The organism is Streptomyces sp. IBSNAI002 (genome assembly GCF_052244475.1).
Classification (GTDB): Bacteria; Actinomycetota; Actinomycetes; order Streptomycetales; family Streptomycetaceae; genus Streptomyces.
This window is the reverse complement of sequence record NZ_JBQPXG010000002.1, coordinates 5724790-5741256: the sequence shown is the minus strand read 5'-3', so window position 1 is coordinate 5741256 and position 16467 is coordinate 5724790. Positions and strand designations below refer to the sequence as shown.

The window sequence follows — 16467 nt, the reverse complement described above, 5'->3', positions numbered from 1 at the left end:
TCTGTTCGGGAGGGCGGCGGCCTGGGGCGGCCGACTACTCGGGCGTGCTGTCCAGCGCGTGTCCCACCAGGGTCAGCAGGGACTCGACGACCGTCTCGCGGCGCCGCGCGTCCATGATCACGACGGGTACCTCCGGCGGGACGGTCAGCGCCTCCCGCACGTCCGCCGGCTCGTACGACTCCGAGCCCTCGAAGTGGTTGACGGCGACGGCGTACGGCAGCCCGCAGCTCTCGAAGTAGTCGAGGGCCGGGAAGCAGTCGCGCAGCCGCCGCGTGTCGGCCAGGACGATGCCGCCGACGGCGCCGCGCACCAGGTCGTCCCACATGAACCAGAACCGCTCCTGGCCCGGGGTCCCGTACACGTACAGCACCAGGTCGTCGTCGAGGGTGACGCGGCCGAAGTCCATCGCGACGGTGGTGGTGTTCTTGTCCGGGGTGCCGGTCAGGTCGTCCGTGGGGACGCTGGCCTGGGTCATGACCGCTTCGGTGCGCAGCGGCGTGATCTCGGAGACGGACGAGACGAACGTGGTCTTGCCGACCCCGAAGCCGCCCGCTACCAGCACCTTGACGGCGACGGGAGCACGCGAGCGGTCGTACTGCCACGGCTGGACGGGCTCGTCGTCGGCGTCCGGCGCGGACCGCGGCCGGACGGCCGACGGGTCAGAGACGGCGAAGGCCACTGAGCACCCTTTCCAGCAGCGCGCGTTCGGGACGGCCGGTGCCGTGGCCCGTGCCGTAGACGCGGATCCTGCCCTGGTCTGCGAGGTCGCTGACCAGGACGCGGACCACGCCGAGCGGCAGCTTCAGCAGCGCGGCTATCTCGGCGATCGTGCGCATGCGGCGGCAGACCTCGACGATGGCGGGCATCTCGGGCATGCGGTCGGGCGCTTTGGCGGGACCGGTGTCGAGGGCGGCGACGAAGGTCTCCACCAGCAGGACCTGCGTGAAGCGGGTCCGGCCGCCCGTGAGGGAGTACGGGCGGACGCGGGCGGGACGGCGGTCGGCGCCGCGTATCGGCAGCCGGTCGGAGGCCGGACTCCTCACGGGGTTTTCTCCATCGACTGGCGCAGCTCACTGCGGACTTCGGGGGTCAGGACGTGGCCGGCGCGGCCGACGAACAGGGCCATGTGGTAGGCGACGACGCCCATGTCGCAGTCGGGGGCGGCGTGCACGCCCAGCAGGGACCCGTCACTGATGGCCATGACGAAGACGGAGCCGTGCTCCATCGCCACCATGGTCTGCTTGACGCCGCCGCCGTCCATGAGGGCCGCCGCACCGGTGGTGAGGCTGCCGAGGCCGGAGACGATGGTGGCCAGGTCGGCGGAGGCGCCCCGCGGGCCCTTGGTGCGGGGCCCCTGGGGGGAGTCGGCTCCCGGGTCGGAGGACAGGAGCAGGAGCCCGTCCGAGGAGACGACGGCGACGGAGTTGACGCCGGGCACCTCCTCGACCAGGTCGGTCAGCAGCCACTGCAGGTTGCGGGCCTGGGTGCTCAGTCCGTACGTACTGGGCGCGGTCATGTGCGTGCCTCCTGTGCGGTGTCCCCCCGGTCGGTCTGCCCCTGCTGCCGGTCCCGGGCCCGGCCATGGTCCCGGGCCCGGTCATCGTCGTCCCGGTCCTGCCGGAGCTCGGCGGCGGCCACGCGCCGCCCGTCCTGGGCGCCCTGGTAGAACCCGCCGAGGCGGCGCCGCAGTTCGTCGGCGTCGACCTTGCGCGGCGGCTCGGGCGGCGTGTCGTCGGCGCCCGCGCGGCCGGCGGCGACGGAGCGCGGCGTGCGCTTGGGCAGGCCCTTGTCGGTGACGGCCCCGGCCCCGGCCCCGGCCTCGGGGCCGGCCGGGTCGGCGGGGTGGCTGCCCTGCCGCGGCAGCCAGTTCTCCTCGGCTGCGGCATGCCGGTGCGGATCCGGCTCGGGCGCGTGGTCCCGTACGTCGGCACCTGGCGCGGCAGCGTGCGCGCCGGCCGGGATCTCCGGCTCGGGGTCCGCCGCCGCGAAGCCCGCCCCTTCCGCGTCGGGGACGACCCGCGCGAGCAGCTGCTCCTCGGGACCGGGCCCGCCCGGGACCTCCGCCGCGGGGGCCGCCACCGGGAACACCGCCTCGGGCGCCGCCACCGGGACCTCCCCCGGAGCCTCGAACACCTGCGCGGCCTCCACGGGCACCTCGAACACCGGAGCCTCGACCACGGGAGCCTCGGCAAACGGGACCTCGGCCACGGGCACCCCGGCCACCGGCACCTCGCCCGCCGCCCGCGCGGCCCCCGTAACCGCCTCGCCCTCCCCCGCGCCGCTGCGCGGCCGGCTCGGGAGGGTGTTCTCGTTGGCCTCCGCGATCACACCGGGCAGGTGCAGCGCGGGCGCGCCCGGTGTGGCCAGCGCGTGGACCGGGGAGGCCGACGGGGTCGCGGGCAACAGCGCGGCCGGGACGACCACCAACGCCTCGGTGCCGCCGTGCCGCGGGGCGCGCAGCTCCGCGGTGACCCCGTGCCGGGCGGCGAGGCGCCCGGCCACGTACAGGCCGAGGCCCAGGCCGTGCTCCGCCTCGGGCTCCTCGTCGTAGGCCTCGGGCGTGGACAGCCGGGAGTTGAGGGCCTCCAGCCGGTCCTCGGTGACCCCGATGCCCTCGTCGACGACGGACAGCACCACGTCGCCGGAGTCCAGCAGCCACCCGGACACCTTGACCTTGGCCTCCGGCGGCGAGAACGTCGTCGCGTTCTCCAGCAGTTCGGCCAGCACGTGCGAGATGTCGTCGGCCGCGTGCCCCGCGACCTGGGTGTACGAGGGCAGCGCGGCGAGGTCGACGCGCTCGTAGCGCTCGATCTCGCTGACCGCGGCCCGCATGACGTCGACCAGCGGCACCGGCAGGCCCTGGCCGTGGCCGTGCTCCTGGCCGGCCAGGACGAGCAGGTTCTCGTTGTGGCGGCGCATCACGGTCGCCAGGTGGTCCAGTTTGAACAGGGTCGCCAGCCGGTCCGGGTCCTGCTCCTTGGACTCGAGCTCCTCGATCACGGCGAGCTGGCGCTCGACCAGGCCGAGGGTCCGCAGCGACAGCGAGACGGAGGTGGTCGACATGATGCGGCGGTGCTCTTCGAGCCCGGCCCGCAGCTTCGCCAGCTCCTCCTCCAGCACCTCGCGGCCGGAGGTCAGCGCCTCGTTGCGGCCGATGATGCGGCGCCGGTCGGCGTCGAGCCCGGCGATGCGGGTGTGCAGGGAGACGGTCTGGTCGCGGACCGCGTTGAGGTGGCGCACGACCTCGGCGAACTCGTCGTTGCGGCCGGTGAACCGGACCGGTTCCACCGAGCCCTCCGGCGTCGCCAGCCGTGCCGCGCCGCGGCGCAGCACGGACAGCGGCCGGGTCAGCGAGCGGGCCACGGCGGTGGAGACGCCCACGGTGACCAGGAACAGCACGCCCAGCAGCGCGATCACGGTCTCGAGCCGGGTCACGTCGTCGTCGCGCTGCGCGGCGAGTGCGGAGGCGCGCTGGCCGGCGAGGGTGGACTCGACGGACCGCATGCGGTCGATGCGGGCGGTGAGCGCGGAGCCCACGGCGGCCCCGTCGGTCCTGCGGTCGGCGGAGGTGAGCGTGGGCCGGTCGGTGAGCCGCTTGAGGTAGTCGTCGGCCGCCTTGACCTCGGGGCCGGTGACGGTGGCGGCGAGGGTCTGGCGCACGTCGGGGCGCGCGGCCCGCGCGAAGTCGTCCAGGGCGGCCTGTTCCCGTACGCGCGAGCGCTGGGCGGCGGTGGTCAGTTCGTCGACGACGGCCGAGTTGGGGAGCTGCTCGCCGCGGGGGACGGCCAGCGCGGCGAGCAGCAGTCCGCGGGTGGCCGAGGCCTGTTCCACGGCCTGGCCCAGCGGGGCCATGGGGCGGGTGGTGGCGAGGGCGGCCGTGGCGCGCGGCGGGGTCAGTTCGGCGAGCCGGTCGCCGGGGGCGAGCAGTTCCGCGAGGACTCCGGCATAGGCCTGGTGGGCGGCGAGGGCGCTGCCCTTGCCGTCGACGGCTTCGGTGCGCACGGCCTGGACGCGGGCGAGGGCGCGGGCGGTCGCCTCGTCGGCGTCGGCCTGGACCTCGGCGATCTGCCGGTCGGTGCGGGCGGCGCGTTCCTGGACGGGCCCCTTGGCCGTGCCGGGGCGGCCCTTGGCGGCGTACTCGACGGCGGCGTCGCGCTCGTCGCCGAGGAGGTGGGCGAGGGTGAGCGTGTGCCGGGTCTGTTCCGCGAGGGTGACCAGGCGCTGGGAGTCGTTCAGTTCCCTCGTGGCGGAGACGACGGCGGGTGCGCCGGCCGCGAGGACGGTGAGGCCGGCGACGGCGACGCCCACGACCAGCCTGCGGCGCACGCGGACGCGGCGTCCTGCGGGGGCCGGGCCGTCGGTGGCGGTGCCGTTCTTCCGAGACCGCTTCTTCTGCACCGGTGCTCGCAATCCTGTACGTGTGCTCTGGCTCGTCTACTCGTGTGGCCGAGGTAACGGCCGGTCAACAAGTAAACGCCCCCTGCCCCCTCGTACCGCCTCAGACCTTTGCAGTGCGATGGGAAGAGAGCCGCACATCGCCCACCCGGCCACTCGAACGAGTGAACATCAAGGATGAGTTGGCGACCAACTCGGACATCCGGCGTCAGAGCGCGTCCGTGGACAGGCGGTTGAAAGATCGACGCGGGCTTTGGCAGTATGCCCGCCCACATTCCGGTTGGCCCCGGCCCGGCCCTGCGGCGGCCCGCGCGGCGGGCGGGCCGGCCGCTCCAGTATTGGTACGGACCTACCGGCACTCCGTACTCCGCGCCGGGCAGAATGTCCGCATGCGCATCGACCTCGCCTCCGCCCCCGGCAGTCCGGAACGCCCCAATGAGGACTGGGTGTCGGCCGCGATCCCCGCTTCGGGCGGCGGCGTACTGGTCGTCCTGGACGGGGTCACCCCGCCGCGCGGCGGGGACGGCTGCGTGCACGGGGTGCCGTGGTTCGCGACCCGGCTCGGCGGCCGATTGACCGAACTGTCCGGGTCGCGGCGGGACCTGCCGCTGGACCGGATCCTGGCGGAGGCCGTCCGCGGCACGGCCGAGGCACACCGGGGGACCTGTGACCTTTCTCACGTCCGCACGCCGCAGGCGACGGTGGTGATCGTGCGCTGGGACGAGGCGTACGTGGAGCACCTGGTGCTCTCGGACTCCGTTCTGCTCCTCCAGGCGCCGGGGGGCGAGGTGACGGCGGTGCTCGACGACCGGCTGGACCGGGTCCCCCGGGAGGTGCTGCGGTCGGTGGAGGCCACGGACGCCCTGCGGAACGCGGAGGGCGGGTTCTTCACGGCGGCCGCGGATCCGGCGGTGGCGGCCCGGGCGGTGACCGGGCGCACCCCGCGCGACCGGGTGCGGGCGGTGGCCGCGCTCACGGACGGGGCGAGCCGGTGGACGGACACGTTCGGGGAGGGCAACTGGGCGCAGTGCCTGGCGGTGCTGCGGAAGGAGGGCGCGGAGGGCCTGATCGGCCGGGTCCGCGCCGTCGAGTCCGATCCGGCACGCCCGCCGGCCCGGTACAAGCGGCACGACGACGCCTCGGCGGTCTACGCGGAGCTGTAGGGCAGCGCAGGGCCTGTGCGGATACGGGCCCTACGGCGTGCCCTGCGGCATGCGCCACGGCGTGACCACGGCAGGCCTACGGCGTGTCCTCGCCCGCGTTCAGCTGGTTGAGCAGCCGGGCCAGTTCCGCCACTTCGCCGCGGTCCCAGTCGGCGAGTTTGCGCATGTACTGCTCGCGCCGGGCGCCCCGTACCCGGAGGAACCGCTCGCGGCCCTCCTCGGTGAGGCCGACCAGGAAGGCCCGGCCGTCGGCGGGGTCCGGCTCGCGGGCGATCAGGCCCAGCACCTCCAGGGCCCGCAGCTGGCGGCTCATGGTGGCCTTGCCGACGCCGAAGTAGGCGGCGAGCTCGGTGGCCCGCTGCCGGCCGGCCGCCTCCAGGCGGACGAGGAGGCCGTACGCCGCGGGCTCCAGCTCGGGGTGGAGGGCGCGGGCCATCTCGCCGGAGGAGGCGCGGGCGCGCCGGAGGAAGACGGACAGCTCCCGCTCCAGGGCAAGGAACTCCTGGTCTTCGCTCCCGTGCACGTCCTGCTCCTTCGGTGGTGGATCGGACCGCCAGTATTTCGCAGCGGGCGCGCCGACGGCCCGGGACCCCGCCGCCGCGGGTCCCGGGCCGTCGTACGGGTGTCCGTCAGGCGGCGGTGACCGCCGCCTCCTCCTGGGTCCTGGCCCGCGACAGGGCCAGCTCCAGTACCTGGCGCACGTCGGTCACCGGGTGCACCTCCAGCCCGTCCAGCACCTCGGCCGGGACGTCGTCCAGGTCGGCCTCGTTGCGCTTGGGGATGATGACGGTGGTCAGGCCCGCGCGGTGCGCGGCGAGCAGCTTCTGCTTGACCCCGCCGATCGGCAGGACGCGCCCGGTCAGCGAGACCTCGCCGGTCATGGCCACGTCCGTGCGCACCTGGCGGCCGGAGAGCAGCGAGGCGAGGGCGGTGGTCATGGTGATGCCCGCGCTCGGGCCGTCCTTGGGCACGGCGCCCGCCGGGAAGTGGATGTGCACGCCCCGGTCCTTCAGGTCGGCGACCGGGAGCTCCAGTTCCGCGCCGTGCGAGCGCAGGAAGCTGAGCGCGATCTGCGCCGACTCCTTCATCACGTCGCCGAGCTGGCCGGTGAGGGTCAGGCCGGCCGCGCCCGTCTCCGGATCGGCCAGCGAGGCCTCCACGAACAGGACGTCGCCGCCCGCGCCGGTCACCGCGAGGCCGGTGGCCACGCCGGGGACGGCGGTCCGCCGCTCCGCCGGGTCCTGGGCGGACTCGGGGACGTGGTGGGGCCGTCCGATCAGCCCGCGCAGGTCGTCGGCCCCGATGCTGAAGGGCAGTGCGCGCTCGCCCAGCTCGTGCTGCGAGGCCACCTTGCGCAGCAGCCGGGCGATGGACCGCTCCAGGGTGCGCACGCCCGCCTCGCGGGTGTACTCGCCGGCGAGCTTCCTGAGCGCCTCCTCCCGCAGGACCACCTCGTCGGCGCCCAGGCCCGCGCGCTCGAGCTGGCGCGGCAGCAGGTGGTCCCGGGCGATGACGACCTTCTCGTCCTCGGTGTACCCGTCGAGGCGGACCAGCTCCATGCGGTCGGCGAGCGCCTCGGGGATGGCTTCCAGGACGTTGGCCGTCGCCAGGAACACCACGTCGCTGAGGTCGAGCTCGACCTCCAGGTAGTGGTCGCGGAAGGTGTGGTTCTGGGCCGGGTCCAGGACTTCCAGCAGGGCCGCGGCCGGGTCGCCGCGGAAGTCGGAGCCGACCTTGTCGATCTCGTCGAGGAGCACGACCGGGTTCATCGACCCGGCCTCCTTGATGGCGCGGACGATCCGGCCCGGCAGGGCGCCGACGTAGGTCCGGCGGTGTCCCCGCACCTCGGCCTCGTCGCGTACGCCGCCGAGGGCGACGCGGACGAACTTGCGGCCCATGGCGTGGGCCACGGACTCGCCGAGCGAGGTCTTGCCGACGCCGGGCGGTCCGACGAGTGCGAGCACGGCCCCGCCGCGGCGGCCGCCGATGACGCCGAGGCCGCGTTCGGTGCGCCGCTTCCTGACCGCGAGGTACTCGGTGATGCGGTCCTTGACGTCGCCGAGCCCGGCGTGCTCGGCGTCGAGGACGGCCCGCGCGCCCTGGATGTCGTACCGGTCCTCGGTGCGCTCGTTCCAGGGGAGCTCGAGGACGGTGTCCAGCCAGGTGCGGATCCAGGAGCCCTCGGGGCTCTGGTCGCTGGCCCGCTCGAGCTTGTCGACCTCCTTGAGGGCGGCCTCCCGGACCTTCTCGGGGAGGTCGGCGGCCTCGACGCGGCTGCGGTAGTCGTCGGACTCCTCGCCCTCCTTCTCGCCGCCCAGCTCCCGCAGTTCCTTGCGCACGGCTTCGAGCTGGCGGCGCAGCAGGAACTCGCGCTGCTGCTTGTCGACGCCGTCCTGCACGTCCTTGGCGATGGACTCGGCGACGTCCTGTTCGGCGAGGTGGTCGCTGAGGGCCTTGACGGCCAGCCTCAGGCGGGCGACGGGGTCGGCGGTCTCCAGCAGCTCGACCTTCTGCCCGAGGGTCAGGAACGGCGAGTAGCCGGAGTTGTCGGCGAGGGCCGAGACCCCTTCGATCTGCTGGACCCGGTCGACGACCTGCCAGGCTCCGCGCTTCTTGAGCCAGCTGGTGGCGAGCGCCTTGTACTCCTTGACGAGCTCGGCGACGGCGCCCGGCAGCGGGTCCGGCACGTGCTCGTCCACGGTCTCGCCCTCGACCCAGAGCGCGGCGCCGGGGCCGGTGGTCCCGGCGCCGATGCGGACGCGGCCGCGGCCGCGGATCAGCGCGCCGGGGTCCCCGTCGGAGAGCCGGCCCACCTGCTCGACCGTGCCGAGCACCCCGGTCCCGGCGTACTTCCCGTCGATCCGCGGTACGAGCAGGACCCGGGGCTTGCTGCTGCCCGCCGCCGCCTGGGCCGCCTCCACGGCCCCGCGCACCTCGGCGTCGGACAGGTCCAGCGGAACGACCATTCCGGGCAGCACGACCTCGTCGTCGAGCGGCAGCACGGGCAGAGTGAGCGTTACGGACGTCGAAGCCATGATCAACCCTTCGGCAGTGAAGTTGAGCTATGCCGACTCAATGCATCTGCGCCGCCCGTTGTTCCCCACGCTGCGTTCGCCGGGGGCGAACGCAGCGTGCGCGGCTATCCGCCGGCCGGGCCGACGGCCACCGGGCGCTCGTCCGAGGGCAGGCCCCACTCGCTCCAGGAACCGTCGTACACGGCCGTCCGCCGGTAGCCGGCGAGGGTGGCGCCGAGGGCGAGGACGCAGGCGGTGACGCCGGAGCCGCAGCTGAAGTAGAGCCGCTCCCGGTCCCCCGCCAGCGCGGCGAAGGCCTCGCGCAGCTCCTCCGCGGGGCGCATCAGGCCGCCGTCCCGCTGGAGGTCGCCGAACGGCAGGTTGAGCGCGCCGGGCATGTGGCCGCCGCGCAGGCCGGGCCGGGGCTCCGGGGCGGCGCCGGTGAAGCGCTCGCGGGTGCGGGCGTCGAGGACGGCTGCGGCCGGGTCGGCCAGGGCCGCGGCGACGGCGTCGGCGCCGACCAGCAGCCCCGGCCGCGGCCGGGCGGTGAAGGAGCCGCGCGGGCCGTCGTACGCGGGACGGGCGGCCTCCACGGGCAGACCGGCCGCGGTCCAGGCGGGCAGTCCGCCGTCGAGGACGGCGGCCCGGTCGAAGCCCATGGCGCGCAGCATCCACCAGGCGCGGGCGCTGGAGTAGACGCCGGCGCCGTCGTACACGACGACGGTGTCGGTGTCGTCGACGCCGAGGTCGCGCATCGCCTCGGCGAAGCGTGCGGCCGCGGGCATGGTGTGCGGGGCCGGGGCCTCGTGGTCGGAGAGGTCCCCGTCGAGGTCGAAGGGGCGGGCGCCGGGGATGCGGTGGCCGGCGCCGCGGTGGGCGCCCACGGAGGCGTCGAGGACGACCAGTCCGGGCGCGGTGAGCCGTCCGGCCAGCCAGTCGGCGCCGACCAGCGGTCCGGGCGGTCCGGGCGGTTCGGGGGAGTGGGAGGTCATGCGGCGGCTCCTCGGCGGGGTGGGGCCACGATCCTGCCGCACCCCTCAGGCCGGGCAGCCGCCCGGGCGGGCGTACAGCGCGACGCGGGCGCCCCGTACCTCGGTGACCGAGCACAGGTCGAACCAGGCGGCCAGGGTCTGCCGCTTCACCGCCTCGCGCGGGTACGGGTCCAGCGGCTGGCCGGCCGGGTCGAGCAGGGCGATGACCCGGGGGGAGGCGATGAGCGCCGCGCGGATCTCGGCCGAGGGCAGCTCGGTGCCCTGGAGGCTGTGCGAGGCCTCCGGGGAGCGGTCCAGGGCCACGTCGCGCAGCCCGTCGTGGACGGCGGGCGAGGACAGCAGCCATTCGCGGCGGCGCGAGGGCAGGAAGAGCACGGCGTCGCCCGGCCGGGCGAGCTCCCGGACCGCTGCGGCCACCGCGAGCACGTCGTCCTTGCGGCTCTCGGGGGTGCGCAGCCACACCGACCACCAGCCGGCGGGCACGAGCAGGGCCGCGACCAGCAGCCAGGGCCACCAGCCGCGGGCCGTGGCCAGCCGGGCGCCGGCCAGCAGGGCGAGCCCGGCCAGGGCGTAGAGCACGTACCGGTCTACGTACCAGGGGTGGACCAGCGAGAGCGTCATCAGCAGGCCGGGCGGCAGCAGCGCGAGGGGCAGGGCCACGCGGACCAGGCCGGCCTGGTCGCGCCGTGCGGAGCCGTGCGCGAGCAGCAGCGCGGCGCCCGCGAGCACCCCGTACGCCGCCCAGTCCTGCCAGGACGGCCGCCCGAGCCAGCCGAGCTGCTGCTCCGCCTGCCGGGCGCTGACCAGGGCGAGGGGCAGCAGCAGGAGCACGACGGCGCCGGCGGCGAGGCGCCAGCCGCGCGAGCGCCAGGCCAAGACGGCGTGCGCGAGCAGGGCGAGCACCGCGAACTCGTGCAGCCAGCAGCCGAGCAACAGGACCGCGGCGTACGCGGTCCACCGCTCGCGCAGCATCAGGTACGTCGCCCACACCACGGCCGCGGCGACGAGGGCGTACGAGCGGCCCTCCTGCGCGTACGTCTGGACGGGCGGGAGCACGGCGTACGCGAGGCCCGCGAGCAGTGCGGCCCGCTCCCCCGCGAGCCGGTGCCCGATCGCGGCGACTCCGGCGGCGGCGAGGGCGGTGGCGGCGACGGAGGGCAGCCGCAGGGCCCACAGGCCGCCGTCCCAGGCGAGGAACACCCCGTGCACGAGCAGGTAGTACAGGCCGTGCACGGCGTCCACCTGGCCGAGCAGGTCCCAGAGCGCGCCGAGCGGCCGGTGGGCCACCTGCCAGGTGACGGATTCGTCGCGCCACATGCTGCCGCCGCGCTCCAGACCCCACAGGCCGAGGAGGGCGGCGAGCAGCGGCGGGAGCACGCGCCAGGGGGCGATGCGGCGGATGGCTGCCTCCGGGTGCTGTCGGATCGGGTGCGGGGACTCCATACTCGGGGTTCGGACGGAGTACCTGCGGAGGTGGGTGTGCGAGCGCTCCGAGTGGCGACGGTGACGGCGGCGGTGCTGACCACGGTCCTGGCCACGGTTCTGACCGGATGCGGATCGTCCGATTCTGGTGGCAGCGACGGCCGGCCGCCGGCGACCGGCTCGCCGGCCCCGACGGACACGGGGACCGCGGCCACCCCCGCGGCCACCCCCGCGGCCACCCCCACGGGCGCGCCCGCTCCGACCACGGCGGGTCCGGCCCCCGCCGATTCCCCGGCCGCGTCCGAGACCCTGCTCCGGGCCACCCGCAGCGGCGGCTACGCCGGCCGGGCCCACACCCTCATCGTCAAGGGCGACGGCTCGTGGACGCGGCTGGACGCCGAGGCCAGGGCGGAGGGGACCGGAAAGCTCCCGGAGGCCGGGCTGGCCGCCTTGCGCACGGCCCTGCGGGAGGCGGACTTCGCCCGTCCGCCGAGGATCGCCACGGGCGACACGACGGTGTACGACGGGTTCACGTACGCGTTCGCGCACGGCGGCTTCGAGGTGGCCGCGGAGGAGGCGGCGCTGGCCCCGGCGCTGAAGAAGGTGCTGGACGCGCTGCCGCCGTTCACGGCCGCCGGCTAGGGGACGGCGAGTCCCGCGGGCCCCGGCCCCGGCTCCGGCCCAGGCCCAGGCCCCGGCCCCGGCCCAGGCCCAGGCCCCGGCCCCGGCTCCGGCAGCCCCGTCCCGGCGACCGAGATCTCCCGCAGCCGCCGGTCCAGGCAGGCGTGCAGCAGGGCCGGCATGTCCACGCTGGCGGGGGCCAGCACCCACTGGATCTGCAGGCCGTCCATGACCGCGAGGGTCTCGCGGCCGACGCCCTCGCAGTCGGTGCCGGGGCGCAGTTCGCCGCGGGCGACCCCGGCCTCCAGCAGGTCGACGGTGTAGCCGAGCACGCGGGCGTAGCGCTCGCGGAAGTAGGCGTGGGCGGGGTGCCCGGGGTTGCCGGACTCGCCGACCAGGGTGTTGAACATCCGGACGAGGCCGGGCCTGCGGGCGTTGTCGGCGGCGAGGGCGACGACGGTGGCGAAGTGCGCGGCCACCGAGTCGGCGGGGCGGCTGAACAGCCGCTCGATGTCGTGCCGCTCGCTCTGCGCCAGCACGGACAGCAGCAGGTCCTCCTTGCTGCGGAAGTGGTGCAGCAGCCCGCCCTGGGTGATCCCGCAGTCGGCCGCGATCCGGGCCAGCGAGGAGGCGTGGAAGCCCCACTGCGCGAAGTGCTCGACCGCGGTGTCGAGGATCTTCTGCCGGCGGGCGTCGCCCACCGCGTAGGTGCCCCGGCCCGTGGCCTTCGGGGCCGCTCGCCCCTTGTCCTGTGCCATGCGGACCACCCTAGGCCGTGCCGTTTCCGGCCACCGGCACGGAGTGATCCAGGTCACTTCCGAAAACCTAGTGGGTACATGGTTTTCGCGTCTACCTTGGGGCCCCCGATCGTCCCCGCCTCCCAGGAGCCTCCCGATGAACGCGACCCCCGCCTACAAAGACGCCTCGCTCGCCGTCGACCGGCGCGTGGAGGACCTGCTGTCGCGGATGACGCTGGAGGAGAAGGCCGGCCAGCTCTTCCACTCCATGCTGATGATGAACGCGGACGGCACCCCGGTCACCGAGACCGACGGCTCGATGCTCCCCTTCACCACGCCCGAGCTGATCGGCGAGCGGCTGCTGACCCACTTCAACCTGCTCGGCACCTACGGGGCCCGCGAGATGGCCCGGTGGCAGAACACCGTCCAGGAGATGGCCGCGGCCACCCGCCTCGGCATCCCGGTCACCCTCTCGACCGACCCGCGCCACGCCTTCACCGACAACGTCGGCGCCTCCTTCAACTCCGGCGCCTTCTCCGCCTGGCCCGAGGCTCTGGGGCTGGCCGCCATCGGCGACCCGGAGCTGGTGTTCCGCTTCGCCGACACCGTCCGCCGCGAGTACCTGGCCGTCGGCTTCCGCGTCGCCCTGCACCCGCAGATCGACCTGGCCAGCGAGCCGCGCTGGGCCCGCCAGACCGGCACCTTCGGCTCCGACGCCCGGCTCACCGCCGAGCTCGTTCGGGCGTACGTACGCGGCCTGCAGGGCCCCGAGCTCGGCCCCGAGTCCGTATCGGCCATGGTCAAGCACTTCCCGGGCGGCGGCCCGCAGAAGGACGGCGAGGACCCGCACTTCGCGCACGGCAAGGAGCAGGTCTACCCGGGCGGGATGCGCGAGCACCACCTGGAGCCCTTCAAGGCGGCGATCGCCGCCGGATGCGCGCAGATGATGCCGTACTACGGCCAGCCGATCGGCACCGACTGGGAGGAGGTCGGCTTCGGCTTCAACAAGGGCGTGGTCACCGGTCTGCTGCGCGAGGAGCTCGGCTTCGACGGGATCGTCTGCACCGACTGGGGCCTGATCACCGATTCCTCGATCTTCGGGGAGAGCCACCCGGCGCGGGCCTGGGGCCTGGAGCACCTGAGCGTGGCCGAGCGCGCGGCGCGCGCCCTGGACGCGGGCTGCGACCAGTTCGGCGGCGAGCAGTGCCCCGGGGTGGTGGTGGAGCTGGTCCGCTCCGGCCGGGTCGCGGAGTCCCGCATCGACGCGTCGGTACGGCGGCTGCTGCGCGAGAAGTTCCGGCTGGGCCTGTTCGAGAACCCGTACGTCGACCCGGACGCGGCGGCCGAGACGGTGGGCCGGGCCGATTTCACCGCCCTGGGCGCGGCGGCCCAGCGCCGCTCGCTCACGGTCCTGACAAATCCGGAGCGAATTATTCCGCTCTCCGCGAAGTCGGCGCCCCGGCCCAGGCTCCACCTGCGCGGCGTCGACGAGGCCGTGGCGGCCGCATACGGCGAGGTCGTCGCCGACCCGGCCGAGGCCGACCTGGCCGTACTGCGCCTGCGGACCCCGTACGAGCCGAGGGAGAACATCTTCGAGTCCTTCTTCCACTCCGGCTCGCTCGCCTTCCCGGAGCCCGAGCTCGCCGGGATCCTGGCCCTGCTCGACACGGTGCCGACCCTGGTCTGCATCAACCTGGAACGGGCCGCCGTCATCCCGGAGATCGCCGCGCGCGCCGCGGCGCTGATCGCCGACTACGGCGCCTCGGACGCCGCCCTGCTGGACGTGGCCTTCGGCCGGGCGGTCCCCGAAGGACGCCTCCCCTTCGAGCTGCCGCGCTCGATGAAGGCCGTCGAAGCCTCCCGTCCCGACGTCCCGAACGACACCGAGGACCCGGTGTTCGCACACGGCCACGGGCTGTCCCTGTAGGCCGGTACATCCCTCCCCCAACCCGGATCATCAGCACAAATGCCCTGTCCGAACCCCGCATAGCCGCAGGCCGGTGCCTCCTCTACGCTGCACCCCACCACGCAGATCTTCAGGGGCGGACCGGGACATGGAACAGACGAACACCACCCACAACGGCGCCTCGGCGACCCCCGGCGCACAGCGGCGCGTGCTCGTGGTCGAGGACGACCACACCATCGCCGAGGCCATCGCGGCCCGCCTGCGGGCCGAGGGCTTCCAGGTCCAGACCGCCGCGGACGGCCCTGCCGCCGTCGCCGCGGCCGAGAGCTGGCTGCCCGAGCTGCTGGTCCTGGACGTGATGCTGCCGGGCTTCGACGGACTGGAGGTCTGCCGCCGGGTCCAGGCGCAGCGGCCGGTCCCGGTGCTGATGCTCACCGCCCGCGACGACGAGACCGACCTGCTGGTCGGTCTCGGGGTCGGCGCGGACGACTACATGACCAAGCCGTTCTCCATCCGCGAGCTCGCCGCGCGGGTGCACGTACTGCTGCGGCGTGTGGAACGGGCCACACAGGCCGCGCACACCCCGCGCGGCGCCACCCTGCGGCTGGGCGATCTGGAGATCGACCACGCGCAGCGCCGGGTCCGGGTGCAGACCGAGGACGTGCACCTGACGCCGACCGAGTTCGACCTGCTCGTGTGCCTGGCCGGGACCCCGCGCGCGGTCCTGTCCCGGGAGCAGCTGCTGGCCGAGGTGTGGGACTGGGCCGACGCGTCCGGGACCCGTACCGTCGACAGCCACATCAAGGCCCTGCGGCGGAAGATCGGGGCGGAGCGGATCCGTACCGTCCACGGCGTCGGGTACGCCCTGGAGACACCGGCGCAGGCATGAGCGGCCGGCATCCGGGACCGGGGCTGCGGCCCTTCTCGCCGTTCTCGATCAAGACCAAGCTGGGCACCCTCGTGGTGGTCTCGGTCTTCATCACGACCGGGCTGCTGCTGGTGGCCCTGCGCACGGACACCGAGCTGCGGTTCATCACGGTCTTCTCGGTGATCGCCTCGATGCTGATCACCCAGTTCGTGGCGCACAGCCTGACGGCGCCGCTGGACGACATGACGCGGGTGGCCCGGGCGATATCCCACGGCGACTACACCCGCCGGGTGCGCGAGGCGGGACGCCGCGACGAGCTGGGCGACCTGGCCTCGACGATCAACCTGATGGCGGACGACCTGGAGGCGGTGGACCGGCACCGCAAGGAGCTCGTCGCCAACGTCTCGCACGAGCTGCGCACGCCGATCTCCGCGCTGCGGGCGGTGCTGGAGAACGTGGTGGACGGCGTCTCGGCCGCCGATCCGGAGACCATGCGCACGATGCTCAAGCAGACCGAGCGCCTCGGCCGCCTCGTGGAGACCCTGCTGGACCTGTCCCGGGTGGACAACGGGGTGGTCCCGCTGAAGGCCCGCCGCTTCGAGGTGTGGCCGTACCTGTCGGGCGTGCTGAAGGAGTCGGGGCTGGCGGCCGCCGGCCGGCCGGGCCTGCTCTCGGGTTCGGGCGGGCACACCCGCAACGACGTACACCTGCACCTCGACGTCTTCCCGCCCGAACTGACGGCCTATGCCGACGCCGAACGGCTGCACCAGGTCGTCGCGAACCTGATCGACAACGCGGTCAAGCACAGCCCCCCGCACGGCCGGGTCACGGTCCGCGCCCGGGCCGGCGACGCTCCCGGCTCGCTGGCGCTGGAGGTGCGGGACGAGGGCCCCGGCATCCCGGAGGCGGAGCGCCACCGGGTCTTCGAGCGGTTCAACCGCGGCAGCGCGCGAGCCGGCGACGGCGGCACCGGGCTGGGGCTGGCGATCGCCCGCTGGGCCGTGGAGCTGCACGGAGGGCATATCGGCGTGGCCGAATCGTCACGGGGCTGCCGCATCCTTGTCACGCTCCCGGGCAGCTCGCAGGCGTCGCGTTGACGTAGGGTTCGAGTGGGAAGGACATGATCTCGGCCACACGTACCCGGGGTCCGTCAGGGGTGCGAAGCCAAGGGGGCCGCAACCTCGGTGCCCCCTACCCGAACCACGCTTGTTTCCCGCCATTCCAGGCAGCGAAACCCGCCGTTCGATGTGACCTACGCGACGGATGTCCCGCCCGGTCTGCATCTCGCGGCCGAGGAGGCGTAGCCTTTATTCCCGCTGTCCATACCTTGTGAAGCGGAAGAGGGCGGT

The 16467-nt window shown here is 74.5% G+C and carries 14 protein-coding genes; 5 read left to right on the top strand and 9 right to left on the bottom strand.

Annotation, left to right across the window (positions count from 1 at the left end):
* Window positions 1-34 precede the first annotated feature (34 nt).
* From ACTVZO_RS27780 to ACTVZO_RS27765, 4 genes are read right to left on the bottom strand one after another with little or no spacing between them, the layout of a single operon-like run.
* Window positions 35-679 (bottom strand): GTP-binding protein, encoded by a 645-nt coding sequence (locus tag ACTVZO_RS27780; protein ID WP_443300946.1) that lies wholly within the window; start codon window positions 677-679, stop codon window positions 35-37.
* On the bottom strand, window positions 660-1043 hold the full coding sequence (locus ACTVZO_RS27775) for a DUF742 domain-containing protein (RefSeq protein ID WP_384220236.1): 384 nt from the start codon (window positions 1041-1043) through the stop codon (window positions 660-662). Before ACTVZO_RS27775 ends, ACTVZO_RS27780 begins: the two co-directional genes overlap by 20 nt.
* Window positions 1040-1516 carry a roadblock/LC7 domain-containing protein gene (locus ACTVZO_RS27770; protein ID WP_361754853.1) on the bottom strand — a complete coding sequence of 159 codons (477 nt, stop codon included), beginning with the start codon at window positions 1514-1516 and terminating at the stop codon, window positions 1040-1042. Before ACTVZO_RS27770 ends, ACTVZO_RS27775 begins: the two co-directional genes overlap by 4 nt.
* Window positions 1513-4398: a sensor histidine kinase gene (locus ACTVZO_RS27765; protein ID WP_443300945.1), complete on the bottom strand. Its 2886-nt coding sequence runs from the start codon at window positions 4396-4398 to the stop codon at window positions 1513-1515. Before ACTVZO_RS27765 ends, ACTVZO_RS27770 begins: the two co-directional genes overlap by 4 nt.
* A gap of 386 nt (window positions 4399-4784) precedes the next feature.
* Here ACTVZO_RS27765 and ACTVZO_RS27760 point away from each other — a divergent pair, with 386 nt between their 5' ends.
* Complete coding sequence (locus ACTVZO_RS27760; RefSeq protein ID WP_443300944.1) at window positions 4785-5558, top strand: protein phosphatase 2C domain-containing protein; 774 nt, start codon at window positions 4785-4787, stop codon at window positions 5556-5558.
* 76 nt (window positions 5559-5634) lie between these two features.
* On the opposite strand, the gene ACTVZO_RS27755 is transcribed toward ACTVZO_RS27760, so the two are convergent.
* From ACTVZO_RS27755 to ACTVZO_RS27740, 4 genes are all read right to left on the bottom strand, one after another.
* Complete coding sequence (locus ACTVZO_RS27755) at window positions 5635-6081, bottom strand: MarR family winged helix-turn-helix transcriptional regulator (RefSeq protein ID WP_257554212.1); 447 nt, start codon at window positions 6079-6081, stop codon at window positions 5635-5637.
* Window positions 6082-6187: 106 nt separating this feature from the next.
* Window positions 6188-8593, bottom strand: a complete 2406-nt coding sequence (lon, locus tag ACTVZO_RS27750) for an endopeptidase La (protein WP_443300943.1) — start codon at window positions 8591-8593, stop codon at window positions 6188-6190.
* A gap of 104 nt (window positions 8594-8697) precedes the next feature.
* Window positions 8698-9564 carry a sulfurtransferase gene (locus ACTVZO_RS27745; RefSeq protein WP_443300942.1) on the bottom strand — a complete coding sequence of 289 codons (867 nt, stop codon included), beginning with the start codon at window positions 9562-9564 and terminating at the stop codon, window positions 8698-8700.
* Window positions 9565-9609: 45 nt separating this feature from the next.
* A complete protein-coding gene (locus tag ACTVZO_RS27740; RefSeq protein WP_443300941.1) occupies window positions 9610-11007 on the bottom strand; it encodes a glycosyltransferase family 39 protein in 1398 nt (465 codons plus the stop codon).
* Window positions 11008-11043: 36 nt separating this feature from the next.
* Here ACTVZO_RS27740 and ACTVZO_RS27735 point away from each other — a divergent pair, with 36 nt between their 5' ends.
* Entirely contained in the window at window positions 11044-11628 is a 585-nt protein-coding gene (locus tag ACTVZO_RS27735; RefSeq protein WP_443300940.1) for a hypothetical protein, read from the top strand.
* Here the strand turns inward: ACTVZO_RS27735 and ACTVZO_RS27730 are convergent.
* Entirely contained in the window at window positions 11625-12365 is a 741-nt protein-coding gene (locus tag ACTVZO_RS27730; protein WP_443300939.1) for a TetR/AcrR family transcriptional regulator, read from the bottom strand. The two genes, ACTVZO_RS27735 and ACTVZO_RS27730, sit on opposite strands and share 4 nt — an antisense overlap.
* Window positions 12366-12501: 136 nt before the next feature.
* Between ACTVZO_RS27730 and ACTVZO_RS27725 the strand changes: the two genes are divergently transcribed.
* From ACTVZO_RS27725 to ACTVZO_RS27715, 3 genes are all read left to right on the top strand, one after another.
* Complete coding sequence (locus ACTVZO_RS27725) at window positions 12502-14271, top strand: glycoside hydrolase family 3 protein (RefSeq protein ID WP_443300938.1); 1770 nt, start codon at window positions 12502-12504, stop codon at window positions 14269-14271.
* A gap of 127 nt (window positions 14272-14398) precedes the next feature.
* On the top strand, window positions 14399-15139 hold the full coding sequence (locus tag ACTVZO_RS27720; RefSeq protein WP_384220213.1) for a response regulator transcription factor: 741 nt from the start codon (window positions 14399-14401) through the stop codon (window positions 15137-15139).
* Window positions 15136-16215, top strand: coding sequence for a HAMP domain-containing sensor histidine kinase (locus ACTVZO_RS27715; protein ID WP_443300937.1), 1080 nt, complete (start codon window positions 15136-15138; stop codon window positions 16213-16215). The genes ACTVZO_RS27720 and ACTVZO_RS27715 overlap by 4 nt, the downstream gene beginning before the upstream one ends.
* Window positions 16216-16467: the final 252 nt, after the last annotated feature.